Below are 22,056 nucleotides of genomic sequence, written 5' to 3'. Positions count from 1 at the left end.
CTTTTCCTGGCGGAAATACTCCCGCCGGAGGCGTCTTTTTCAGCGGCGGGCGGTGATCCGCGCCACCAGCTCCTCGCGCAGAAGCCCCTCATCCTCGCCGCTGTCGCGGGCAAGGCGCTTGAGCCCGAAATGCACGCGGGCGATTTCCTGATAATAGCTGGTGAACGCATAGTTGACGGCGGCGCCCGCCACCGCGCCCAGCACCGGCGCCGTCTGCGCGGCAAGCTTCTCGCCCAGCACCACCGACAGCCGCGGCGCGACCCGGGCGATCAGCCCCGACAGCCCGGAGCCGGTGATCGTCACCTTGGCGGTGAAGAAGCCCATGTCGGTGCCGTCGTCACGCGCGAGTGGCCCGGCCGAGGCGAAGACGCGCAGACATTCCAGCCGCACCTCGTCCGAGGCCGGGTCGAAGCCGTGCTCGGCCGCGATGCCCTGGATCGCGCGCAGCAGCATGGTCACGGTGAAGGGCAGCTCCGCCAGCGCCCCGGGCAGCCCGCCGAAACCGCCCGCTGCGCCCATGGCAGTGGCAAGCGCGGTGTTCACCCAGTCGGGCCGGTCCGCCACCACGCCGCGCGAGCGGCTCGCCGCCGCCATCGCGGTGTCGAGCGCGCGCTCGGTCGCGCCCTCGAGCCCCGTGCGCACGCCCGCCGGCAGCCGGTTCACCAGCCCTTCGGCCGAGCCGCCGAGAAAGCCCAGCACCTGCATCACCGGCCCCGAGGCGCCGCGATGGCGCCGGGCAAGGGCATCGAGCTCGGTCACGAGTTTCGGATCGGTGACGGGCAACAGGATCTCGGGCGGCATCGCATCCTCCGTTTTGCCCGATATGGGGGCGCGGCGGGCCGGCGCCAATCAGGCGGTGAACTTTTCCACCGGGCCGCGCACGCCCTCCCAGGCGCCGGGCTGCAATTCAAGCGCCAGGACGCGCTCGGGGTTGGTCGGCGGCGGCATGATCACACCGTCGATCTTCCAGAAGCCGAAGCGCTGATAATAGGGCAGATCGCCGACCAGCAGCACCCGCTCCCAGCCGAGCCGGCGCGCCTCGGCCAGGCTTTCGTGCATCAGGATGCCACCGAGCCCCTCGCCCTGCCGCGTCGGGTGCACGGCGACCGGGCCCAGCAGCAGCACGCGCCGCCCGCCGACCTTCACCGGCCAGTAGCGGATGACGGCGGCCAGCACCCCGTCCTCGCGCAGCGTCAGGCACAGCGGATGGACCTTCTCGACCCCGTCGCGCAACCGATAGGAGGACAGCGCCGTGCGCCCCGGCGCGAAGCACAGGTCGTAAAGCGCCTCGACTTCCCACCAGTCGGCCTCGGTCTCTTCCTCGAGCTGATACATGGCGCCCCCGAATCCCTCGTCAGACGCGCCTAACACGCGATAATGTCAGGTTCAAATCAAAGGGATCCCTGCCGCCATGTTCTACCGCCCCGCCGATGGCCACGGCCTGCCGCACAATCCGTTCAACGCGATCGTCGCGCCGCGCCCGATCGGCTGGATCGCGACGCGCGGCAGCCTCGGCGACAATCTCGCCCCCTATTCCTTCTTCAACGCCGTGGCCTATACCCCGCCGCAGGTCGCCTTCGCCTCGACCGCGGCGAAACCTGATCGCGGCGACACCAAGGACAGCCTCGCGCAGATCCGCGAAAGCGGGGTGTTCTGCGTCAACCTCGTCTCCTCCGAGCTGATCGGGCCGATGAACGCCTCCTCGGCCCCGCTGCCCGCGGGAACGGACGAGTTCACCGTCGCGGGCCTCGAGAAGGCCGAGTGCGAGACCATCGACTGCCCGCGCGTCGCGCAGGCCCCGGCCGCCCTCGAATGCCGGCTGGTGCAGGTGATCCCGCTGCTCGGCAAGTCGAACTTCCTGATCCATGGCGAGGTGACGGGCATCCACATCCGCCCCGATTGCCTGACCGACGGCCGTTATCTGCCGCCCGACCGGCTCAGCCGGCTCGGCTACAAGGATTACGCCGCGGTGCGCGACACCTTCGAGCTCGACCGCCCGCCGGGGGGCTGAGGCACGATCGCTTTCCGCTTCCAATCGCCCCCAATATCCCGGGGTGAGGCCGAGGGGGCAGCGCCCCCTCCCTTCCCCGCCTCCTCCTGCAATCCGCCCTTTTCTTGCCCGCGCCACGCGCCTAATCTTCGCCGCGCAGCAGCAAGGAGCGGGCGATGGAACGGAAGATCGGGGTGATCGGCGGCTCGGGCGTCTACGAGATCGCCGGGCTCGAGAACGCGGCCTGGGTCACGGTCGACACGCCCTTCGGCCCGCCCTCGGACGCGGTGCTGACCGGCACGCTCGGCGGGGTCGAGATGGTCTTCCTGCCGCGCCACGGCCGCGGCCATGTGCACACGCCGACCTCGGTGCCCTATCGCGCCAATATCGCCGCGATGAAGAGCCTCGGCGTCACCGATCTGATCGCGGTCTCGGCCGTGGGCTCGCTGAAGGAGGCCTATGCGCCCGGCGATTTCCTGATCGTCGACCAGTATATCGACCGCACCTTCGCGCGCGAGAAAAGCTTCTTCGCGCCGGGGCTGGTGGGGCACGTTCCCTTCGCGCACCCGACCTGCGCGCGCCTGTCGGCGCTCTGCGCGGGCGCGGCGCGGGACCTCGGCCTGACCGTGCACGAGGGCGGCACCTATGTGGCGATGGAGGGGCCGCAATTCTCGACGCTTGCCGAAAGCCGGCTCTATCGCAGCTGGGGGGCCGACGTGATCGGCATGACCGGCATGCCCGAGGCCAAGCTCGCCCGCGAGGCCGAGCTTTGCTATGCCTGCATCGCGATGATCACCGATTATGACTGCTGGCACCCCGAGCATGACGCCGTCGACGTGGCGCAGGTGGTGGCCACGGCGATCGCCAATGCCGACAAGGCGCGCGCCCTTGTCGCGGCACTCCCCGCCCGTATCGCCGGCCCCGCCGAGGATTGCGCCGCGGGCTGCACCCACGCGCTCGACAGCGCGATCATGACCCATCCGGCGAAGCGCGACCCCGCGCTCGTCGCCCAGCTGATGCCCGTGATGGGCCGCGTCCTGAAAGGCCGAGAATGAAAACCGTCAAGGATTACATCCGCACCATCGCCGACTTCCCGCACGAGGGGATCCTGTTTCGCGATGTCACCACGCTGTTTGCCGATCCGAAGGGCTTCCGCATGGCGGTCGACCAGATGCTGACCCCCTGGGCCGGCGAGCAGATCGACAAGGTGGTGGGGCTCGAGGCGCGCGGCTTCATCCTCGGTGGCGCGATCGCGCACCAGCTCTCGAAGGGCTTCGTGCCGGTGCGCAAGAAGGGCAAGCTGCCCGGTGCGACGATCAGCCAGGCCTACAAGCTCGAATATGGCGAGGCGATCATGGAGATCCACGAGGACGCGATCGCGCCCGGCGAGAAGGTGCTGATCGTCGATGACCTGCTGGCCACCGGCGGCACCTGCCGCGCCGGCACGCAGCTGATCGAGCGGCTCGGCGGCGAGATCGTCGGCTGTTCCTTCATCGTCGACCTGCCGGAACTCGGTGGCCGCAAGCTGCTCGAAAGCCTCGGCCTGCCGATCAGCGTGCTGTGCGAGTTCGAGGGCGCCTGAGCCCTCAGCCGCGCAGCACCGCGCCGGGGTTCAGGATGCCCAAGGGATCAAGCGCCGTCTTGATCGACCGCATCATCATCAGCTTCGCCGGATCGGCATAACGCTCGAGGTCGCCGACCTTGAGCCGGCCGATGCCGTGCTCGGCCGAGACCGAGCCGTTGTAGCCGCGCACCACGAGGTCATGCACCGCGGTCTTCACCGCATCCTTCTGCGCGTCGTATTCGCTGCGGTTCCGCCCCGGCGCCGGGAAGACGTTGTAATGCAGGTTGCCGTCCCCGACATGGCCGAAACAGTTGATGCGGAAATCGCCCATGGCGGCCAGCATCGCGCCCGCCTCGGCGACGAAATCGGGGATCGCGGCCACCGGCACCGAGATGTCATGGCTCGAGATCGCGCCGATGCGGCGGTTGGCAAGCGGCAGGCTCTCGCGCAGCTCCCACATCTGCGCGGCCTGCGCCCCCGATTGCGCGATCACCGCATCGAGAACCAGATCTTCCGCCGCCTCGAAGAGCTCGACAAAGGCCGCCTCGGCGTCCATGCCGGCGGGCAGACCGAGCTCGATCAGCACCATCCAGTCCGGGTCTTCGGCAAAGGGCATGTGAACCTCGGGCCCGACCTCGCGCAGGAAGGAGAGCCCCTGGCGCGAGATCAGCTCGAAGGCCGAGACGCAGCCGGCAAAGCGGCCCTGCGCCAGACCGAGAAGCGCCACCGCCGCGGCAGGCGAGGGCAGCGCGAAGAAGGCAAGGCCCGTGACCGCCGGCGGCTCGAAGAGCCGCAGCGCCGCCGCGGTGATGACGCCGAGCGTGCCCTCGGCGCCGATCAGCAGATCGCGCAGGTCATAGCCGGTGTTGTCCTTCCTGAGCCGCGTGAGCCCGTTCCAGACCGTGCCGTCGGCCAGGACCGCCTCGATCCCGAGGCAGAGCGCGCGGGCATTGCCATAGCGCAGCACATGCACGCCGCCCGCATTGGTCGACAGGCACCCGCCGATCTGCGCCGTGCCCTGCGCGGCGATGGTCAGCGGGAAGAGCCGCCCCACCGTCTGCGCCGCCTCCTGCACCGATTGCAGCGTTGCGCCCGCCTCGACCACGAGGCTTTGCGGGTCGATCGCGCGCAGCGCCGTCATCCGCTCGAGGCTGAGCACCAGCGGCAGCGGGCCCTCGCCCTTCACCTGCCCGCCGACAAGCCCGGTGCCGCCGCCATAGGGCACCACCGCCACCCGTTCCGCCGCGGCCGCGCGCAGCACCCGCGCCACCTCCTCCGTCGAATGCGGCCGCGCCACGCCCGCGGCGCGCCCCGGCCAGCGCCCGCGCGGTTCCTCGAGGTAGCGCGGCTCCGCCTCGCCCACCTCGACGCCCTCGGCACGCAGCCGGTCAAGAAATGCCTGATCTGCCGGGGTCAGCATCGCGGTCTCCTTCTTCTGTCGGGCCCGCCGGGGCCGTCTCAGCCGATGTCGGTGCGCCCGCGCCGGTCGGCGCGCAGGTTGGAATAGAGCACGTGGTTGCGCCAGCGGCCGTTGATCTGCAGATAGCTCTGCGCCACGCCCTCGTATTTGAACCCGGATTTCTCCAACGCCCCGCGCGAGGCGGCGTTTTCGGGCAGGCAGGCGGCCTCGACCCGGCTCAGGTCGAGGACGTGGAAGGCATGATGCACGACGGCGCGGATCGCCTCGCGCATGTAGCCCTGCCGGGCATAGCGCTCGCCGATCCAGTAGCCGATGGTGCCGGCCTGCGCCGGGCCGCGGCGGATGTTGTCGAGGGTGATCGCGCCAAGGACGCGCCCGTCTTCGCGCCGGATCAGGAAGAAGGGCAGTGCCGTGCCCGCGCTCTCCGCCCGCGCCGCCCAGTAGACGCGGTTGGTGAAGGCCTTGCGCCCGAGGTGATCGGGCGACCAGGCGGGCTCCCACGGCGTCAGGAAGGCCCGGCTTTCCTCGCGCAGCAGCGCCCAGTCCCGGTAGTCCGAATGCATCGGCAGGCGGAGCGTCATGCGTTCCGTCTCGACCTTCGGCTTCCGGCGACGGACGAGCATCAGGCAGCGAGCCTCTGGCGCAACCCCGCAAGATCCGGGGCGCTGGCCGCGGGCCCGTAAAGGGCAAGCGCGGTGCGGTCCCGGGTGATCATCTCCTCGCCGTAGCGGCGCACGTCGGCGGTGCTGACCGCGTCGATCAGCCCCGCGATCTCGTCGAGCGGCGGCACCCGGCCCCAGACGGCCAGGTTGCGCGCCAGACGCTCGGCCCGGCTCGACGGGCTTTCAAGCCCCATCAGCATCCCCGCCTTCATCTGCGCGCGCGCCCGCGCCACCTCGGCCTCGGTCATGTCCTCGGCCGCGCGCTTCAGCTCGTCGATGGTCAATGCGGCAAGGCTCGCCACCTCCTCCTCGGAGGTGCCGGCATAGATGGTGATCATCCCGGTGTCGTCATAGGCGCCGGCCTGCGCGAAGATCGAATAGCACAGCCCCCGCTCCTCGCGGATCTTCTGGAACAGGCGCGAGGACATGCCGCCGCCCATGGCGGTGGTGTAGACCTGCGCGGTGTAGAGGTCGCGGTCGCGATAGGTCGGCCCCTCGAAGGCGAGGGCGAAATGCACCTGCTCGAGGTCGCGCAGCTCGCGCCGTTCGCTGCCGACCCAGCGGGCCAGCTGCGGCGCCGGCTGGCGCACCGGCGACAGGCCACCGAAGATCGCCTCGGCCTGTTTCACGATCGCGGCGTGATCGACATCGCCCGCGGCGGCCAGGATCATCTGGTCGGGGCCGTAATGCTCGCCCACGAAACGCGACAGATCCTCTCGGCCGAAACGCGACACCTTCTCGGCCGGGCCGAGGATGGTGCGGCCCATCGCCTGATCCGGATAGGCCGCTTCCTGCAGCCAGTCGAAGATGATGTCGTCGGGGGTGTCGAGGGTCTGGCCGATCTCCTGCAAGATCACGTTGCGCTCGACCTCGATCTCGCGCTGGTCGAAGACCGGGTTCAACACGATGTCCGAGATGACGTCGAGCGCAAGCGGCACGTCGGGCCCCAGCACGCGGGCATAGAAGGCCGTCATCTCGCGCGAGGTATAGGCGTTGATATAGCCGCCCACATCCTCGATCGCCTCGGCGATCTGCAGCGCGCTGCGGGTCTTCGTGCCCTTGAAGGCCATGTGCTCGAGGAAATGGGCGATGCCATTCTGTTCGGGCCGCTCGTGGCGGCCGCCGGCCATGACCCAGATCCCGACCGAGACCGAGGCAAGCCCGGGCATCGGCTCGGTGATGATCCGAAGCCCGTTCGGCAGCGTCGTGGTCTCGATCATGCGCGCCGCTCCTTGCGGATCAGCGCCTCGAGCGCGGCAAGGTCGTTCGCCACGCGGGTCACGCGCTCGGGCCGCTCGAAGAGGTCGGCCATGCGCGGCGGCAGTGCCGGGCGGAGGCCGGTGGCTTCCTCGACCGCATCGGGGAATTTCGCGGGATGCGCGGTGGCCAGCGTCACCATCGGCGTGCCCGGATCGCGCTCGATCGCCCCGGCTGCCACACCGACGCCCACGGCGCTGTGCGGGCAGACGAGTTCGCCCGTCTCCTTCAGCGTCTCGCCGATCACCTCGAGCGTGCGCGCCTCACCGACCGAGCCGCTGTCATAGGTGTCGCGCAGATGCGCCATGGCATTGGCCGAGACGGTGAAGGTACCCCTGGTCTTCAGCTCATCCATCAGCTCAGCGATGGCAGCGCCGTCCTTGCCATAGGCCCAGAACAGCGCACGCTCGAAGTTCGAGCTGACCTCGATGTCCATCGAGGGGCTGATCGAGGGGGTGACGCCGTGCTTGGTGTAATCGCCCGCCTTCAGGCAGCGGTCGAGAATGTCGTTCTGGTTCGTCGCGATCACCAGCCGCTCGACCGGCAGGCCCATCTCCTTCGCGAGGAAGCCTGCGAAGATGTCGCCGAAATTGCCGGTCGGCACGGTGAAGCTGACCTTGCGATGCGGCGCACCAAGCGCCACGGCCGAGGTGAAGAAATAGACGATCTGCGCCAGCACCCGGGCGAAGTTGATCGAGTTGACGCCGGCAAGGCCCACTTCGTCACGGAAGGCGAAGTCGTTGAACATGTCCTTCAGCTTGCCCTGGCAGTCGTCGAAATCGCCGTCGACGGCCAACGCGTGGACATTGCCCTCGATCGGCGTCGTCATCTGCCGGCGCTGCACCTCGCTCACCCGACCATGCGGGAAGAGGATGAAGACATCGACATTGTCGAGCCCGCGGAAGGCCTCGATCGCGGCCGAGCCGGTGTCGCCCGAGGTGGCGCCGACGATGGTGATGCGGCGGCCCTGTTTCGCCAGTTCGATCTGGAACAGCTGGCCGATCACCTGCATCGCGAAATCCTTGAACGCGAGGGTGGGGCCGTGGAACAGCTCGAGCAGGAAGTGGTTCGGCGCGAGCTGCTTGAGCGGCGCGCGCGCGGCATGGCCGAAGCCCGCATAGGCGCGCGCGATGGCGCCCTTCAGCTCGGCCTCGGTGAAGGTGTCGCCGGTGAAGGGGCGCATCACCCGGAAGGCGACCTCCTCATAGCTCAGCCCGGCAAGCGCCGCGATCTCGTCCGCGGTCATCACCGGCACGGTTTCCGGCACATAGAGCCCGCCGTCCCGTGCAAGGCCCGTCAGCATCGCCTCGCCGAAGCTCAGAACCGGGGCCTGCCCCCGGGTGGAGATATAGCGCATCTTTCGCCCTTCAATTCCGTCCCCGCCTGATACGCCACAACAGGAACGCTGTCATCCCTGCCCAGACGATCGCCAGCAAAAACCAGGTGATCGCGTATTCGAGGTGATCGTTCGGGATGCCCTCGGTGCCCAGCGGGCGCGGCACCACGCCCTGCGCGTCGCCCTGAACCGTGCGCGCGACGACAAGGACCGGCTCGGTGCCAAGCGCCGCAGCCATCGCCGGCACGTCGCGGGCGAACCAGATCCCGGTCTTCGTGTCCGGCGCGGGGGTATAGGCGTCGGTCTCCTCGGGCCAGTGCAGCGTGCCGGTGACGATCATCGCCGTGGTCGGACGCGGATCGCCCGCCCGCTCCTCGGGGATGAAGCCGCGATCGAGCAGCACATGCCGGCCGTCGCCGGTCTCGAAGGCCGAGATCACCTCGAAGCCCGGCCCCGTGCCCTTCTCGCCGCTCAGCACCCGGATCTCGGCCCCGGTCGTCGCCCCCATCAGCCGCACCGGGGTATACTTCAGCCCCCGCGTGTCGGTGCCCTCGGGTGGCAGCTCCTGCGGATCGGCGCCGATCCGCGCCTCGATCGCGGCGAGCATCGCCTGCTTCCAGTGCAGCCGCTCGACCTGCCAGACGCCCAGCGAAACCAGGATCGCACAGCCGATCAGGCCAAGCAGCAGCGGGAAGACGTAACGACGCATGACACCTCTCGAACGCAAGACGCGGGGGAACGCCCCCCGCGTCAGCTGTCGCGCCGGCCGGTCGGCTCAGGCACTGCCCCAGATATAGATCGAGGCGAAGAGGAAGAGCCACACCACATCGACGAAGTGCCAGTACCAAGCGGCCGCCTCGAAGCCCACATGCTGCTCGGGCGTCATCTGCCCGCGGGTCAGCCGGATCAGGCAGACCAGCAGGAAGATGGTGCCGATGATGACATGGGCGCCATGGAACCCCGTCGCCATGAAGAAGGTGTCCCAGTAGAGCGAGCCGGTGCCGATCGCCTGCTGTGCGTGCAGGTATTCGAAGCCCTGCAGCGCGGTGAAGCTGAGGCCGAGGATGACCGTCAGCACCAGCCCGTTGATCGCGTCGCGGCGGTTGTTCTCGTGCACCAGCGCATGGTGCGCCCAGGTCAGGGTGACACCCGAGAGTAGCAGGATCACGGTGTTGATCAGCGGCAGGTGCCAGGGGTCGAACAGCTCGGTTCCCGCGGGCGGCCAGACCCCGTCCTTCAGCGGATAGTCGGGGCCGAGCGGATAAAGCGCGTTCTTGAAGAAGTTCCAGAACCAGACGACGAAGAACATCACCTCGGACATGATGAACAGGATGAAGCCATAGCGCAGCCCGATCCGCACCACCGGCGTGTGCTCGCCCGCCTCGCCCTCGCGCACCACGTCGGACCACCAGCCGATCATGCAGTAGAGCACCAGCAAAAGCCCCGCGACGAAGGCATAAGGGGTGACGTGCTGCATCCAGAGCACGGCGCCGAACAGCATGACGAAGGCGCCAAGCGCGCTCAGCAGCGGCCAGATCGACGGCGGCAGGATCTGATAGTCGTGGTTGCGGCTGTGGGCCATGTCGGGGCTCCTGTCAGTTGACGGGCGTGGGCGCGGCGGGAACGGCGGCCTGCCGCTCGGGCAGGTCGGTCTCGAAGAAGGTGTAGGACAGCGTGATCGAGCGGATCCGGGCGGTGTCGGGGTTCTTCACCATCGCCGGGTCGACATAGAAGGAGACCGGCATCTCGACCTTTTCGCCCGGCGCCAGCACCTGCTCGGTGAAGCAGAAGCACTGGATCTTGTCGAAGTAATAGCCCGCGGTATCGGGGGCGACGTTATAGGCGGCGGTGCCGGCGACGGTGCGGTCCGAGGTGTTCTCGGCCTCGAAGAAGGCAAGCCCGGTCTCGCCGATGCGCAGCGTCATGCTGGTTTGCGCGGGGCGGAACTTCCACGGCATGCCCTTCGCGACATTGGCGTCGAAACGCACCTCGATGGTCTGGTCGAGCACCGCGTCCGGACCGACCGTGGCGACATTGGTGGTGCCGCCATAGCCGGTGGTGCGGCAAAACCAGCTGTAGAAGGGCACGGCGGCCCAGGCGGCCGCGCCCATGGCGAGGATCACCAGTACCAGCCGCGCGGCAAGGCGCGTGTTCGCCCGCCCGCTCATGGCTGCCCCCCGGCGACCGCCCGGGCCGCCCCCGGCGCGTCATTCGCGTGCATCCGGTCGCCCTGCCCGACCTTGACCAAGGTCAGCCCGAAGACCAGCACGACGAACAGCAGCAGCGCCGCGCCGAGGCCGAGGTTGCGGCCCAGCCGGCGCCGATGCAGCTCGTGCACATGTGCGATCGTCATGCCCAGCCTCCCCAGCCCGTCAGATGCAGCGCGCGCTCGGCCAGAAGCGCGGCGAAATGGCCGAAAAGCCACAAGAGCGAAAAGCGGAAGAGGCGTTTCTCGGCGGCGAAACCATCCGCTTCGGCCACGGCCTCGTCGCGCCGCCACAGCCGCAGCGCGCCGCGCAGGAACAGCGCATCGAGGATGACGGCGACGGCCAGGCACAGCGGCCCGCCGACCGTGCTGAAGGCAAGCGCGAGCGAGGCCGGAATCAGTGCCAGCGTATAGGCGAGGATCCAACCGCGCGTCGCCGGCCGGCCATGCGTCACCGTCAGCATCGGCACCCCGGCGCGGGAATAGTCGTCGCGCATGAAGAGGGCGAGCGACCAGAAATGCGGCGGCGTCCACAGGAAGATCAGCGCGAACATCAAAAGGCTCTCGGCCGAGATCCCGCCCGTCGCCACCGCCCAGCCGATCATCGGTGGAAAGGCCCCGGCGGCGCCACCGATCACGATGTTCTGCGGCGTGCGCCGCTTCAGCCAGACGGTATAGACGACGACGTAGAAGAAGATGGTGAAGGCCAGGAACAGCCCCGCGAAGACATTCGCGGCCAGCGCCAGCATCACGCAGGAGATGCCCGCAAGCGCCAGCCCGAAGCCAAGCGCCTCGCCCTCGCTGACCCGGCCCGCAGGGACCGGGCGGCGTTCGGTGCGGCGCATCAGCCGGTCGATATCGGCGTCATACCACATGTTCAGCGCCCCCGCGGCGCCGCCGCCGAGCGCGATGAACAGGATCGCCACCGCCGCCACGAAGGGATGCACCGGCACCGGCGCCACCACCAGCCCGACGAAGGCGGTGAAGACCACGAGCGACATCACCCGCGGCTTCAGCAGCGCGAGGAAATCACGCAGCCCCGCCTCGCCCGGGGCGGCGGAGGAAAAGGAGGTGTCGCTCATCCCCGCCCCCTCAGTTCGCCGCGACCTGCAGCCGCCCGGCGTGCCAGGCGGTGACGTCGATGCGCTCGCCGGCCGGGAAATCGGCCTTGGCGCGGGCGAGCCAGCGGTCATAGATCTCGGCAGGCACGACCTTCACCACGATCGGCATATAGGCGTGGCCCTGCCCGCAGAGCTCGGAGCACTGGCCGAAATAGACGCCCTCGCGCTCGGTATCGAACCACAGCTGCGCGATGCGGCCGGGCACCGCGTCCTGCTTCACCGCGAAGGCCGGGATCGTCCAGCTGTGGATCACGTCGGCGCCGGTCAACTGCATCACGATGCGCTTGCCGAGCGGCACCACCACCGCGTTGTCGACCGCAAGCAGATACTGATCCGGGTCATAGCCGTTCGCGGCAAGGTCCGCCTTTTCCAGCGGCATGGCGTCGAAGCTGATCCCCTCGTCGGGGTATTCATAGCTCCAGAACCACTGGTTGCCGGTCACCTTGATGACGATGTCGCCCTTCGGGATCTCCTGCTGCTTCCACAGGATCGGCAGCGAGAACGAGCCGATCACCACGAGGATCAGGATCGGCACCAGCGTCCAGGCGATCTCGAGCGGGGTGTTGTGGGTGAAGCGCTTCGGCACCGGGTTCGTCCGGCTGTTGAAGCGGATCATCACATAGATCAGCAGCGCGAAGACGAAGATGCAGATCGCGGTGATGATCGTCAGCAGCATGTGGTCAAGCCACTGCTGATCCTGGGCCAGCTCGGACGAGGCGGGCTGGAACCCCACCCCGCCAAGATGCGGCTGACCGATCACCGGCAACCCGGTGATCATGTCCTGAGCCATCACCTGCCCGCTGACACAGGCCAGCAGGAAACCGGCCGCCAAAGGGCGGCAGAGCCTCGCAAGTCGCATGTTTTCCTCCCTCGGACGGCTCTCCCCAGCCGCCCCGCCCAAACCGGTGCTTCCCTTCACCGATCCGGACGTTATGTAGGTATTGCATACACATTCAGCCCGGTCCGGCAAGCAAAAGCTGCGACACTGCGCCGCACCGGGCCGTCAGAGAGGATCGCCATGACCGAGGACCGTTTCGCCCCCTTCGAGACGCAGATCGACGAGGCCGCCGCACTTGCGGTGCTGCGCGGGGCCACCGCGGGGGCCGAGGACGGCGAGCTGTTCCTCGAGCGCCGGCGCTCCGAGGCGCTGGTCTTCGATGACGGGCGGCTGCGCACGGCCTCCTATGACGCCTCCGAGGGGTTCGGGCTGCGCGCGGTAAACGGCGAGGTCGCGGGCTATGCCCATTCGACCGAGATTTCCGAGCCGGCGCTGAAGCGCGCGGCCGAAACGGCGCGGCTCGCCGTGGGCGATGGCGGTGGCGTGATGGCGCCCCCGCCCGCCGGCACCAACCGCCACCTCTACACCGACGCCGACCCGATGGCCGACGCGGGCTTCGGCGCGAAGATCGACATCCTGTCGGAAATCGACGCCTTCACCCGCGGCCTCGACCGGCGCGTGGTGCAGGTCACCGCCTCGATGGCGGCCTCGCATCAGGAGGTATTCATCCTGCGCCCCGAAGGCGGCCTCGTGCAGGACATCCGGCCGATGGCGCGGCTCAACATCTCGGTCATCGTCGAGGAGAACGGCCGGCGCGAATCGGGCGGGCATGGCGGCGGCGGCCGCTTCGGTCTGTCCGGGCTGATCGAGCCGGCAAGCTGGCAGCCCGTCGCGCGCGAGGCGCTGCGCATCGCGCTGGTGAACCTGTCGGCCGAACCCGCGCCCGCCGGGCAGTTCGACGTGGTGCTTGGCCCGGGCTGGCCGGGCGTGCTGATCCACGAGGCCGTGGGCCACGGGCTCGAGGGCGATTTCAACCGCAAGAAATCCTCGGCCTTCGCCGGGCTGATGGGGCAACAGGTGGCGGCGAAGGGGGTGACCATCCTCGACGACGGCACCCTCCCCGACCGGCGCGGCTCGATCACCGTCGATGACGAGGGCACGCCCTCGGGGCGCAACGTGCTGATCGAGGACGGGGTGCTGGTGGGCTACATGCAGGACCGGCAGAACGCCCGGCTGATGGGGGTCGCCCCCACCGGCAACGGCCGGCGCGAGAGCTTTGCCCACGCGCCGATGCCGCGGATGACGAACACCTACATGCTCGGCGGCGATGCCGATCCGAAGGCGATCCTCGCAGATCTGAAGGACGGGATCTATGCCGTGGGCTTCGGCGGCGGGCAGGTCGACATCACCAACGGCAAGTTCGTGTTCAACTGCACCGAGGCCTATCGGGTGAAGAACGGCGTCGTCGGTGCCGCGGTCAAGGGCGCGACGCTGATCGGCGACGGGCCGACCGCACTGCACCGGATCCGCGCGATCGGCAACGACATGGCGCTCGACCCCGGCATCGGCAATTGCGGCAAGGCCGGGCAATGGGTGCCGGTGGGCGTCGGCATGCCCTCGCTGCTGATCGGCGGGCTCACCGTCGGCGGCTCGGCCGCCTGACAGGGCTTGACCGCTGCGGCGCAGCGGGCAAGCTTGCGGCAATGGCGCGCTTCCTTCTCCTTCGCACCCTCTCGCTCGCGGCCTCGCTTCTGGCGGCGAGCCTCGTCATCTTTGCGGCGATCGAGGTGGTGCCGGGCGATCCGGCCTCCTACATGCTCGGCATGAACGCCGCCCCCGACACGGTGGCGGCGCTGCGCGACCAGCTCGGCCTGAACGAGCCGCTCGGCTGGCGCTATCTGCATTGGCTCGCGGGGCTGCTGCAGGGCGATTTCGGCATCAGCTATACCTACAAGACCCCGGTCTCCGGGCTGATCGCGGAACGTCTGGCCCTGTCGGCGCCGCTCGCCGGGCTGGCGCTGATCCTGTCGACGGCGCTTGCCCTGCCCGCCGGGCTGATCGCCGCCGCGCGCCGCGGCAAGGGCGCCGATCTGGCCGTCACCGGGCTCGCACAGATCGGCATCGCAGTGCCGAACTTCTGGTTCGCGATGATGCTGGTCGCGCTCTTCGCACTGCGCTGGCAGCTGCTGCCGGCGGGCGGGTTCCCGGGCTGGGCCCATCCCGCCGCGGCGCTGCGCGCGCTGATCCTGCCCGCCATCGCCCTCGCCCTGCCACAGGCCGCGATCCTTGCCCGCATCCTGCGCTCGGCGCTGATCGAGGCGATGGCGCAGGACTACATCCGCACCGCCCGCGCCAAGGGACTGAGCCGGCGCGCCGCCCTCACCCGCCACGCGCTGCGCAACGCGCTGATCCCGGTGCTGACCGTGCTTGGCATGCAATTCTCCTTCCTGCTCGCCGGCGCGATCATCATCGAGAACGTGTTCTATCTGCCCGGGCTGGGCCGGCTGATCTTCCAGGCGATCACCCAGCGGGATCTGATCGTCGTCGAAAGCGCGGTGATGCTGCTGGTGGTTGCGGTGATCGTCGTCAGCTTCGTCACCGACCTCGCCTATGCGCTGGTCGACCCGCGGTTGCGGAGGCCGGCATGAGGCCCGCGCTGCTGATCGGCGCAGGGCTGAGCGGGCTGGCCGTCGCCGCGGCCGCGCTGTCGCTCGTCTGGACGCCTTGGGACCCCGCGGCGATGGCGATCGGCGCGCGGCTGCAGCCGCCGTCGGCCACGCATTGGATGGGCACCGACCATTTCGGCCGCGACATCCTGTCGATGCTGATGGCGGGGGCGCGCACCTCGCTCGCCGTGGCGCTGGCCGCCGTGGCGATCGGCGCCGGCATCGGCACGCCGCTCGGGCTCGCCGCGGCGGCCAGCCGCGGCAGCCTGCTCGACGCCACGCTCGCCCGGCTGAACGACCTCATTTTCGCCTTCCCTGCCCTCGTCACCGCGATCCTGATCACCGCGACGCTCGGCCCCTCGGCGCTGAACGCGACGCTGGCGATCGGGCTGTTCAACATCCCGGTCTTCGCCCGCACCGCCCGCGGCGCCGCGCTCAGCCTGTGGACGCTCGACTACATCCGCGCCGCCCGGGTGGCGGGCAAGGGCCGCGCCCGGATCTCGGCCGAACATGTGCTGCCCAACATCGCCAGCCTGCTGATCGTGCAGGCGACGATCCAGGCCTCGCTCGGCATCCTCGCCGAGGCGGGGCTGAGCTATGTCGGCCTTGGTGCGCAGCCGCCCACCGCGAGCTGGGGCCGGATGCTCGCCGAGGCGCAGACGATGGTGGCGCTTGCCCCGCATGTGGCGCTGTTCCCGGGGCTGGCGATCGTGCTCACCGTGCTCGGGCTGAACCTTCTGGGCGACGGGCTGCGCGATGCGCTCGACCCGCGGTTGCGGGGGCGGCTGACATGAGCCTGCTTGCGATCGAGCGCCTCGGCGTCAGCATCGGCACCACCGTGGTGCTACACGAGGTCTCGCTCCGGCTCGAGGCGGGCGAGATCCTCGGCCTTGTCGGCGAATCGGGCTCGGGCAAGTCGATGACGGCGCTGGCGGTGATGGGGCTCTTGCCCGAGGGGACGCAAGCCACCGGCTCGGTCCGGCTGGCCGGGCGCGAGATCACCACGCTTGCCGAACGCGAGTTGTGCCGGCTGCGCGGCGCCGGCGTGGGGATGATCTTCCAGGAGCCGATGACCGCACTGAACCCGCTGATGACGATCGGCGATCAGGTGGCCGAGACGCTGATCGTGCACCGCGGCCTTGCCCGCAGCGAGGCGCGGCGGATTGCCCGCGACCGCCTCGACCGCGTCGGCCTGCCCGCACCGCGCTTTCCGCTGACGCTTTTCCCGCACGAGCTGTCGGGCGGCCAGCGCCAGCGCGTGGCGATCGCGCTGGCCATCGCGCTGCGCCCGCAGCTGCTGATCGCCGACGAGCCCACCACCGCGCTCGACGTCACCACCCAGGCCGAGGTGCTGGACCTGCTGCGCGAGCTCGCGCACGAAGAGGGGATGGCGCTTCTGCTGATCACCCATGACCTCGCGGTGACCGCGCAGATGGCCGCCCGCGTCGCGGTGATGCAGGACGGCCGGATCGTCGAGGAGGGGCCGACCGAGGCGCTGTTCCGCGCCCCTGCCCGCCCCTACACCCGCGCCCTTCTGGCCGCCGCGCGCCTTGCCCCGCTGTCCGATGAGTATTTGGACCAAGGAAAAGCGACGGGGGCTTTTTCCTGCCAAGAAGACCCGAAACCCGACGCGGGCGCCCTGCTGCGGGTCGAGGACGCGCGCCGCAGCTACCGCCTGCCCCGGCCCGCGCTGTTCGCGCCCGCCCCCGCGCGGCATGCCGTCGATGGCGTGTCCTTCGCGCTGCATCCCGGGGAATCGCTGGGGCTCGTGGGCGAATCGGGCTGCGGCAAGTCGACTCTCACCCGCGCGATCCTTGGCCTTGATCCGCTTTCGGGCGGGCGCATCACGCTCGCCGGCGCGCCGGTCTCGCCGCGCATGCCGCCCGCGCAGCGCGCCGCCGTGCAGGTGGTGTTCCAGGACCCCTACGGCTCCTTCGATCCGCGCCAGACGGTGGCGCGGCTGATCGCCGAGCCCTTCCACCTGACCGGCCGCCCGCCGGATGCCGAGGCGCGGATCGACGCCGCGCTCAGCGATGTCGGCCTCTCGCCCGCGGACCGCGACCGCTACATCCACGAATTCTCGGGCGGTCAACGCCAACGCCTTGCCATCGCCCGCGCGCTGATCATCCGGCCGCGACTGATCGTGCTCGACGAGGCGGTCTCGGCGCTCGATGTACGGGTGCGGGCGCAGGTTCTGGCGCTGCTCGCCCGGCTGCAGGCCGCGCATGGGCTGTCCTATCTCTTCATCTCGCACGATCTGTCGGTGGTGCGCGCCGTCACCACGCGCTGTCTGGTGATGCAGGCGGGCAAGATCGTCGAGGAAGGGCCGACTGCGGATCTGTTCACCGCGCCGCGCCATCCCTACACCCGCCGGCTGCTCGCCGCGACGCCGCGGCTGCCCGAGACGTGGAGCACGCTTGATCCGCCCCCCGCCTCGGGCGCATAATGCTGCAGCGCAGCGAGGAGAGCGTCATGCAGCCGGGACCGAAGAATCTGATCACCGACATCGAGGGGCTGCGCGTCGGCAATGCGCACAGCGGGCGGCTGCGCTCGGGCTGCACGGTGCTGCTGGCGGACCACCCCTTCACCGCCGCCGTGCAGGTGATGGGCGGCGCGCCGGGCACCCGCGAGACCGATCTGCTTGCCCCCGACCGGCTGGTGCAGGAGGTCGATGCGATCGTGCTGTCGGGCGGCTCGGCCTTCGGGCTCGATTCGGCCTCGGGCGTCGCCGAGGGGCTGCGCGCGCGCGGCCGCGGCTTTGCCGTCGGCGACATGCGCGTGCCGATCGTGCCGGCGGCGATCCTGTTCGACCTGCTGAACGGCGGCGACAAGGGCTGGGGCACCAACCCCTATTCCGCGCTCGGCCGCGCGGCGCTCGAGGCGGCAAGCCCCGACTTCGCCATCGGCAGCGAGGGCGCGGGCTTCGGCGCGCTCACCGGCACGCTCAAGGGCGGGCTCGGCTCGGCCTCGGCGGTGCTGGAAAACGGGATGACCGTCGGCGCGCTGGTCGCGGTGAACGCGCTCGGCTCGGCCACGGTCGAGGACAGCCCGCATTTCTGGGCCGCACCCTGGGAGCTCGAGGGCGAGTTCGGCGGCCGCGGTGCGGCACTGCTCTACCCCGCCGCTGCCGAGCCCGCGCCGAAGAAGCGGATGGGCGAGGCCACCACCATCGCCATCGTCGCCACCGACGCGGCGCTGAGCCAGGCGCAGGCGCAGCGGATGGCGACGGCGGCGCATGACGGCATGGCCCGCGCGCTCGTGCCCTCGCACACGCCGATCGACGGCGATCTGGTCTTTGCGGCGGCGACCGGCGCCAAGCCGCTCGCCGATCCGGTCGCCGACACCTTCCTGCTCGGCCATGCCGCCGCAAGCTGTCTGGCCCGCGCCATCGCCCGCGCGGTCCATGCCGCCACGGCGATGCCGGGCGACCTGCAGCCGAGCTGGACCGCGCGCTTCGGCTGAGCCCTTTCCACCGCGGCCCCATGCACCATATTGGCAGGCAGACCGCGCAGATCGGTCACCTGCGCCGGCGCGGGTTGCCACTGCGACGGATGGACAAGGGCCGGCCCCGCATGCTTCCTTGCCGCCACGCCCAACACAGGGAGATACCCATGCTCGACACCGCCACCGATCTCAAATCCCTTCTCAAGGACCCCACCCTTCTTGCCACCAAGGCCTATGTCGCCGGCGAATGGGTCGACGCCGATGACGGCACCACCTTCGAGGTGCTCAACCCCGCCCGCGGCGACGTGATCTGCACCGTGCCCGACCTCGGCCGCGCCGAGACCGCCCGCGCGATCGAGGCCGCCCGCATCGCGATGAAGGAATGGGCCGCGCGCACCGCCAAGGAACGCGCGCAGGTGCTGCGCAAGTGGTTCGAGCTGATGATGGCGAACCAGGACGATCTGGGCGCGATCCTCACCGCCGAGATGGGCAAGCCGCTCGCCGAGGCGAAGGGCGAGATCGCCTATGGCGCCTCGTTCATCGAATGGTTCGGCGAGGAAGCCAAGCGCATCTACGGCGAGACGATCCCGGGCCACATGCGCGACAAGCGCATCCAGGTGATCAAGCAGCCGATCGGCGTCGTCGGCTCGATCACGCCGTGGAACTTCCCGAACGCGATGATCACCCGCAAATGCGGCCCGGCGCTTGCCGTCGGTTGCGGCTTCGTCGCCCGCCCGGCTGCCGAGACCCCGCTGTCGGCGCTGGCGCTGGCGGTTCTGGGCGAACGCGCCGGCCTGCCGAAGGGCATCTTCTCGGTCATCACCTCGTCGAAGGCCTCGGACATCGGCAAGGAGTTCTGCGAGAACCACACCGTGCGCAAGCTGACCTTCACCGGCTCGACCGAGGTCGGCCGGATCCTGATGCGTCAGGCCGCCGATCAGGTGATGAAATGCTCGATGGAGCTGGGTGGCAACGCGCCCTTCATCGTCTTCGACGATGCCGATCTCGACGCCGCGGTCGAGGGCGCGATGATGTCGAAGTTCCGCAACAACGGTCAGACCTGCGTCTGCGCGAACCGCATCTACGTGCAGGCCGGGGTCTATGACGCCTTCGCCGAAAAGCTGGCCGCGGCGGTTGCCAAGCTGAACGTGGGCGACGGGCTCGAGGCCGGCATCACCACCGGACCGCTGATCTCGGACAAGGCCGTGGCCAAGGTCGAGGATCACATCGCCGACGTGGTCAAGGGCGGCGGTCAGGTCGTCACCGGCGGCAAGCGTCACGCGCTTGGCGGCACCTTCTTCGAGCCGACCGTCGTCACCGGCGTGACGCAGGAGATGAAGGTCGCCACCGAGGAAACCTTCGGCCCGGTCGCGCCGCTGTTCAAGTTCGAGACCGAGGAAGAGGTGATCGAGAAGGCCAACGCCACGATCTTCGGCTTGGCCTCCTACTTCTACGCCCGCGACATCGGCCGGATCACCCGCGTGCAGGAAGGCCTGGAATACGGCATCGTCGGGGTGAACACCGGCATCATCTCGACCGAGGTCGCCCCCTTCGGCGGTGTCAAGCAGTCCGGCCTCGGCCGCGAGGGATCGCACCACGGCGTCGAGGATTACCTCGAGCTGAAATACATCTGCCTCTCGATCTGAGGCGGCGCGGCCGCGGGCGGAGCCAGCTGCTTCGCCCGCAGCAAAATCCTCGTGACGATTTGACGCGGATCAAGGCAGTTGCCTATTTTTTTGCATGTGTCTTGCAAAAACGGCGCCGCGACGGCTATGCCCCTTGGACAGTCAGGCACGAATCGCACCTTGAGCAAAGAAACAACCGTCCTCGCCTTCCCCATGCCCGCCCCGCACAAAGCGCGGCGCAATCTGCGGCATGTGCAGGAAGCCTATCGCCTGGCCGAGCTGATCGCCGCGCCGCGCGACGCCGCCGAGGCGGAACGGGCGCGTGCCGACCTCGACGCAATCCTCGCCTCGCTCTCTGCCCGCGCCTGACACTCCCCGGGAGGCCGGCAGCGAAAAGGGCCGCCCCGGCGGGACGGCCCTGCGCATGCGGATCGACGCAGGATCAGCGGCGCGGATCGCGATCGTCTTCCTCGTCCTCGTCGTCCTCGCCATGCGGCAGGTTGAAGAAGCTGTCCGCGTCCGAGAAGTCCTTCGGATTCTCGCGCTCTTCCTCGGCGGTGCCGAGGGTGAAGTTCTCGAGCCCGGCGATCGAGGAGGGCAAACGCGGCTCTTCGGTCATGCCCAGCGACTGCTCGGTCGAGACCAGCTTGCGACGCTCGTCATCCGACATCACGCCCTCGGCGGCGCGCTTCTTCGCGGCCTTCTGCACTTCGCTGTCAAGCTCCGACTGCCGGCACAGCCCAAGCGCCACCGGATCGATCGCGGTCATGCTCTGGATGTTCCAATGCGTCCGGTCGCGGATCGAGGCGATGGTGGGCTTCGTCGTGCCGACGAGACGGGCGATCTGCGCATCGGCGAGTTCGGGGTGGAACTTGACCAGCCACAGGATCGCGTTCGGGCGGTCCTGACGCTTCGAGAGCGGCGTGTAGCGCGGGCCGCGGCGCTTGTCCTCGCCGACGGCAGCGGCGTTGAACTTGAGCTTCAGCTTGTAGAGCGGGTCGGCCTCGCCCTTGTCGATTTCCTTCTGGTCGAGCTGGTTGTGCGCGATCGGGTCGAAGCCCTTCACGCCCACCGCCACGTCCCCGTCGGCGATGCCCTGCACTTCGAGCTCGTGCATGCCGCAGAAATCGGCGATCTGCTTGAAGCTCAGCGTCGTGTTGTCCACCAGCCAAACGGCGGTTGCCTTGGCCATCAGGGGCTTGTTCGTCGTCATCTGATCGGTCCTTTGCACATATCTCTCCCGGGCCGAGAAACCGGCTGCGGCGCGGGGGTCCCCGGCCGCGGTCCATTTCTGGTGGGGAATTGGTCTGCTATATAGGGCGGAAACGGCAACAGGGGAAGTGAAAATGCGGATTTCGGCGGTTCTCGGCTGCCTGTTCTGGGCGAGTGCGGCACTGGCCGAGGGCGAACGGGCTGGCGATTTCGACTATTACGTGCTGTCGCTGAGCTGGGCACCCGGCTGGTGCGCGACCGACGGCGCTGGACGCGGTGCGGCGCAATGCGATCCGGCGACCGATGCGAGCTTCGTTCTGCACGGGCTCTGGCCGCAGGATGAGCGCGGCTATCCGAGCTATTGCCGCACCACGGCACGCGATCCCGCACGCAGCGCCTCGGCGGCAATGGAAGACGTGATGGGCTCGGACGGCGCCGCCTGGTATCAGTGGAAGAAGCACGGGCGCTGTTCGGGGCTGTCGGCCGGCGACTATTTCGCGCTCGCCCGCCGCGCCTATGGCACGATCGCCATCCCCGAGGTGTTCCGCCGCCTCGGCCGCGACGTGAAACTGCCCGCGGCCGTGGTCGAAGAGGCGTTTCTCGAGGCGAACCCGGGGCTTGCCCGCGACGAGATCACCGTGACCTGCAACGCCGGCCGGATCCAGGAAGCGCGGATCTGCCTGACGAAGGATCTGCGCCCGCGCCGCTGCGGCGCCGACGTGATCCGCGACTGCACGATGAACGACGCGCTGATGGAGCGGGTGCGCTGAGCCTT

Annotated in this window: 24 protein-coding genes; 11 read left to right on the top strand and 13 right to left on the bottom strand. The window is 69.3% G+C overall.

Annotated elements, in window-relative coordinates:
- Positions 1-39 precede the first annotated feature (39 nt).
- Both EOW65_RS08195 and EOW65_RS08190 read right to left on the bottom strand, forming a co-directional pair.
- The gene (locus EOW65_RS08195; RefSeq protein ID WP_128148475.1) at positions 40-801 is read right to left on the bottom strand and encodes an EcsC family protein; all 762 of its coding nucleotides are present in this window, start codon (positions 799-801) and stop codon (positions 40-42) included.
- A gap of 48 nt (positions 802-849) precedes the next feature.
- Complete coding sequence (locus tag EOW65_RS08190; protein ID WP_128148474.1) at positions 850-1,335, bottom strand: GNAT family N-acetyltransferase; 486 nt, start codon at positions 1,333-1,335, stop codon at positions 850-852.
- Between the two features lie 76 nt (positions 1,336-1,411).
- On the opposite strand from EOW65_RS08190, the gene EOW65_RS08185 reads away from it, so the two are divergent.
- The 3 genes from EOW65_RS08185 (at position 1,412) to EOW65_RS08175 (ending at position 3,572) form a co-directional block, all read left to right on the top strand.
- The gene (locus EOW65_RS08185; protein WP_128148473.1) at positions 1,412-2,011 is read left to right on the top strand and encodes a flavin reductase family protein; all 600 of its coding nucleotides are present in this window, start codon (positions 1,412-1,414) and stop codon (positions 2,009-2,011) included.
- Positions 2,012-2,166: 155 nt separating this feature from the next.
- Entirely contained in the window at positions 2,167-3,045 is an 879-nt protein-coding gene (locus EOW65_RS08180) for an S-methyl-5'-thioadenosine phosphorylase (protein ID WP_128148472.1), read from the top strand.
- Positions 3,042-3,572, top strand: coding sequence for an adenine phosphoribosyltransferase (locus EOW65_RS08175; protein WP_121531774.1), 531 nt, complete (start codon positions 3,042-3,044; stop codon positions 3,570-3,572). The genes EOW65_RS08180 and EOW65_RS08175 overlap by 4 nt, the downstream gene beginning before the upstream one ends.
- A 4-nt stretch (positions 3,573-3,576) precedes the next feature.
- Here the strand turns inward: EOW65_RS08175 and EOW65_RS08170 are convergent, their stop codons facing one another.
- From EOW65_RS08170 to coxB, 10 genes are all read right to left on the bottom strand, one after another.
- Positions 3,577-4,974, bottom strand: a complete 1,398-nt coding sequence (locus EOW65_RS08170; protein WP_128148471.1) for an FAD-binding oxidoreductase — start codon at positions 4,972-4,974, stop codon at positions 3,577-3,579.
- A gap of 38 nt (positions 4,975-5,012) precedes the next feature.
- Entirely contained in the window at positions 5,013-5,597 is a 585-nt protein-coding gene (locus tag EOW65_RS08165; RefSeq protein WP_128148470.1) for a GNAT family N-acetyltransferase, read from the bottom strand.
- Complete coding sequence (locus EOW65_RS08160; protein ID WP_128148469.1) at positions 5,597-6,856, bottom strand: M16 family metallopeptidase; 1,260 nt, start codon at positions 6,854-6,856, stop codon at positions 5,597-5,599. The genes EOW65_RS08165 and EOW65_RS08160 overlap by 1 nt, the downstream gene beginning before the upstream one ends.
- Positions 6,853-8,250: a threonine synthase gene (gene thrC / locus EOW65_RS08155; RefSeq protein ID WP_128148468.1), complete on the bottom strand. Its 1,398-nt coding sequence runs from the start codon at positions 8,248-8,250 to the stop codon at positions 6,853-6,855. The genes EOW65_RS08160 and thrC overlap by 4 nt, the downstream gene beginning before the upstream one ends.
- A 10-nt stretch (positions 8,251-8,260) precedes the next feature.
- Positions 8,261-8,938 (bottom strand): SURF1 family protein, encoded by a 678-nt coding sequence (locus EOW65_RS08150; RefSeq protein ID WP_128148467.1) that lies wholly within the window; start codon positions 8,936-8,938, stop codon positions 8,261-8,263.
- Between the two features lie 66 nt (positions 8,939-9,004).
- Complete coding sequence (locus tag EOW65_RS08145) at positions 9,005-9,811, bottom strand: cytochrome c oxidase subunit 3 (RefSeq protein WP_128148466.1); 807 nt, start codon at positions 9,809-9,811, stop codon at positions 9,005-9,007.
- A 13-nt stretch (positions 9,812-9,824) separates the two neighbouring features.
- Positions 9,825-10,397 (bottom strand): cytochrome c oxidase assembly protein, encoded by a 573-nt coding sequence (locus tag EOW65_RS08140; RefSeq protein ID WP_128148465.1) that lies wholly within the window; start codon positions 10,395-10,397, stop codon positions 9,825-9,827.
- Positions 10,394-10,582: a hypothetical protein gene (locus EOW65_RS08135; protein ID WP_128148464.1), complete on the bottom strand. Its 189-nt coding sequence runs from the start codon at positions 10,580-10,582 to the stop codon at positions 10,394-10,396. The genes EOW65_RS08140 and EOW65_RS08135 overlap by 4 nt, the downstream gene beginning before the upstream one ends.
- Complete coding sequence (cyoE, locus tag EOW65_RS08130; protein ID WP_128148463.1) at positions 10,579-11,517, bottom strand: heme o synthase; 939 nt, start codon at positions 11,515-11,517, stop codon at positions 10,579-10,581. Before cyoE ends, EOW65_RS08135 begins: the two co-directional genes overlap by 4 nt.
- Positions 11,518-11,527: 10 nt before the next feature.
- Positions 11,528-12,415, bottom strand: a complete 888-nt coding sequence (gene coxB / locus EOW65_RS08125; RefSeq protein ID WP_128148462.1) for a cytochrome c oxidase subunit II — start codon at positions 12,413-12,415, stop codon at positions 11,528-11,530.
- A 159-nt stretch (positions 12,416-12,574) separates the two neighbouring features.
- Between coxB and tldD the strand changes: the two genes are divergently transcribed.
- The 7 genes from tldD (at position 12,575) to EOW65_RS19950 (ending at position 20,438) form a co-directional block, all read left to right on the top strand.
- Entirely contained in the window at positions 12,575-13,996 is a 1,422-nt protein-coding gene (tldD, locus tag EOW65_RS08120; RefSeq protein ID WP_128148461.1) for a metalloprotease TldD, read from the top strand.
- A gap of 41 nt (positions 13,997-14,037) precedes the next feature.
- Positions 14,038-14,982 carry an ABC transporter permease gene (locus tag EOW65_RS08115; protein ID WP_128148460.1) on the top strand — a complete coding sequence of 315 codons (945 nt, stop codon included), beginning with the start codon at positions 14,038-14,040 and terminating at the stop codon, positions 14,980-14,982.
- Positions 14,979-15,794, top strand: coding sequence for an ABC transporter permease (locus EOW65_RS08110; protein ID WP_128148459.1), 816 nt, complete (start codon positions 14,979-14,981; stop codon positions 15,792-15,794). Before EOW65_RS08115 ends, EOW65_RS08110 begins: the two co-directional genes overlap by 4 nt.
- A complete protein-coding gene (locus EOW65_RS08105; RefSeq protein ID WP_128148458.1) occupies positions 15,791-17,446 on the top strand; it encodes an ABC transporter ATP-binding protein in 1,656 nt (551 codons plus the stop codon). The genes EOW65_RS08110 and EOW65_RS08105 overlap by 4 nt, the downstream gene beginning before the upstream one ends.
- 26 nt (positions 17,447-17,472) lie before the next feature.
- The gene (locus EOW65_RS08100; protein WP_128148457.1) at positions 17,473-18,462 is read left to right on the top strand and encodes a P1 family peptidase; all 990 of its coding nucleotides are present in this window, start codon (positions 17,473-17,475) and stop codon (positions 18,460-18,462) included.
- Between the two features lie 149 nt (positions 18,463-18,611).
- Complete coding sequence (locus EOW65_RS08095; RefSeq protein WP_128148456.1) at positions 18,612-20,090, top strand: NAD-dependent succinate-semialdehyde dehydrogenase; 1,479 nt, start codon at positions 18,612-18,614, stop codon at positions 20,088-20,090.
- Between the two features lie 192 nt (positions 20,091-20,282).
- The gene (locus EOW65_RS19950) at positions 20,283-20,438 is read left to right on the top strand and encodes a hypothetical protein (RefSeq protein WP_164880034.1); all 156 of its coding nucleotides are present in this window, start codon (positions 20,283-20,285) and stop codon (positions 20,436-20,438) included.
- Positions 20,439-20,511: 73 nt separating this feature from the next.
- Here the strand turns inward: EOW65_RS19950 and EOW65_RS08090 are convergent, their stop codons facing one another.
- The gene (locus EOW65_RS08090; protein WP_128148455.1) at positions 20,512-21,282 is read right to left on the bottom strand and encodes a DUF1013 domain-containing protein; all 771 of its coding nucleotides are present in this window, start codon (positions 21,280-21,282) and stop codon (positions 20,512-20,514) included.
- Positions 21,283-21,415: 133 nt separating this feature from the next.
- Between EOW65_RS08090 and EOW65_RS08085 the strand changes: the two genes are divergently transcribed.
- Positions 21,416-22,051, top strand: coding sequence for a ribonuclease T2 family protein (locus EOW65_RS08085; RefSeq protein ID WP_128148454.1), 636 nt, complete (start codon positions 21,416-21,418; stop codon positions 22,049-22,051).
- Positions 22,052-22,056: the final 5 nt, after the last annotated feature.

The sequence above is a fragment of the Paenirhodobacter ferrireducens genome, from assembly GCF_004022265.1.
Lineage (GTDB): Bacteria > Pseudomonadota > Alphaproteobacteria > Rhodobacterales > Rhodobacteraceae > Rhodobacter > Rhodobacter ferrireducens.
The sequence above is the reverse complement of the archived record's forward strand: the minus strand, read 5'-3'. Positions and strand labels throughout refer to the sequence as shown.

Coding starts and splice junctions, on each gene's coding strand:
- EOW65_RS08100 (WP_128148457.1), top strand. CDS start 17,473: ATGCAGCCGGGACCGAAGAATCTGATCACCGACATCGAGGGGCTGCGC.
- EOW65_RS08170 (WP_128148471.1), bottom strand. CDS start 4,974: ATGCTGACCCCGGCAGATCAGGCATTTCTTGACCGGCTGCGTGCCGAG.
- EOW65_RS08145 (WP_128148466.1), bottom strand. CDS start 9,811: ATGGCCCACAGCCGCAACCACGACTATCAGATCCTGCCGCCGTCGATC.
- EOW65_RS08110 (WP_128148459.1), top strand. CDS start 14,979: ATGAGGCCCGCGCTGCTGATCGGCGCAGGGCTGAGCGGGCTGGCCGTC.
- coxB (WP_128148462.1), bottom strand. CDS start 12,415: ATGCGACTTGCGAGGCTCTGCCGCCCTTTGGCGGCCGGTTTCCTGCTG.
- EOW65_RS08140 (WP_128148465.1), bottom strand. CDS start 10,397: ATGAGCGGGCGGGCGAACACGCGCCTTGCCGCGCGGCTGGTACTGGTG.
- EOW65_RS08185 (WP_128148473.1), top strand. CDS start 1,412: ATGTTCTACCGCCCCGCCGATGGCCACGGCCTGCCGCACAATCCGTTC.
- EOW65_RS19950 (WP_164880034.1), top strand. CDS start 20,283: ATGCCCGCCCCGCACAAAGCGCGGCGCAATCTGCGGCATGTGCAGGAA.
- EOW65_RS08095 (WP_128148456.1), top strand. CDS start 18,612: ATGCTCGACACCGCCACCGATCTCAAATCCCTTCTCAAGGACCCCACC.
- thrC (WP_128148468.1), bottom strand. CDS start 8,250: ATGCGCTATATCTCCACCCGGGGGCAGGCCCCGGTTCTGAGCTTCGGC.
- tldD (WP_128148461.1), top strand. CDS start 12,575: ATGACCGAGGACCGTTTCGCCCCCTTCGAGACGCAGATCGACGAGGCC.
- EOW65_RS08180 (WP_128148472.1), top strand. CDS start 2,167: ATGGAACGGAAGATCGGGGTGATCGGCGGCTCGGGCGTCTACGAGATC.
- EOW65_RS08195 (WP_128148475.1), bottom strand. CDS start 801: ATGCCGCCCGAGATCCTGTTGCCCGTCACCGATCCGAAACTCGTGACC.
- EOW65_RS08150 (WP_128148467.1), bottom strand. CDS start 8,938: ATGCGTCGTTACGTCTTCCCGCTGCTGCTTGGCCTGATCGGCTGTGCG.
- EOW65_RS08165 (WP_128148470.1), bottom strand. CDS start 5,597: ATGCTCGTCCGTCGCCGGAAGCCGAAGGTCGAGACGGAACGCATGACG.
- EOW65_RS08175 (WP_121531774.1), top strand. CDS start 3,042: ATGAAAACCGTCAAGGATTACATCCGCACCATCGCCGACTTCCCGCAC.
- EOW65_RS08105 (WP_128148458.1), top strand. CDS start 15,791: ATGAGCCTGCTTGCGATCGAGCGCCTCGGCGTCAGCATCGGCACCACC.
- cyoE (WP_128148463.1), bottom strand. CDS start 11,517: ATGAGCGACACCTCCTTTTCCTCCGCCGCCCCGGGCGAGGCGGGGCTG.
- EOW65_RS08135 (WP_128148464.1), bottom strand. CDS start 10,582: ATGACGATCGCACATGTGCACGAGCTGCATCGGCGCCGGCTGGGCCGC.
- EOW65_RS08085 (WP_128148454.1), top strand. CDS start 21,416: ATGCGGATTTCGGCGGTTCTCGGCTGCCTGTTCTGGGCGAGTGCGGCA.
- EOW65_RS08190 (WP_128148474.1), bottom strand. CDS start 1,335: ATGTATCAGCTCGAGGAAGAGACCGAGGCCGACTGGTGGGAAGTCGAG.
- EOW65_RS08090 (WP_128148455.1), bottom strand. CDS start 21,282: ATGACGACGAACAAGCCCCTGATGGCCAAGGCAACCGCCGTTTGGCTG.
- EOW65_RS08115 (WP_128148460.1), top strand. CDS start 14,038: ATGGCGCGCTTCCTTCTCCTTCGCACCCTCTCGCTCGCGGCCTCGCTT.
- EOW65_RS08160 (WP_128148469.1), bottom strand. CDS start 6,856: ATGATCGAGACCACGACGCTGCCGAACGGGCTTCGGATCATCACCGAG.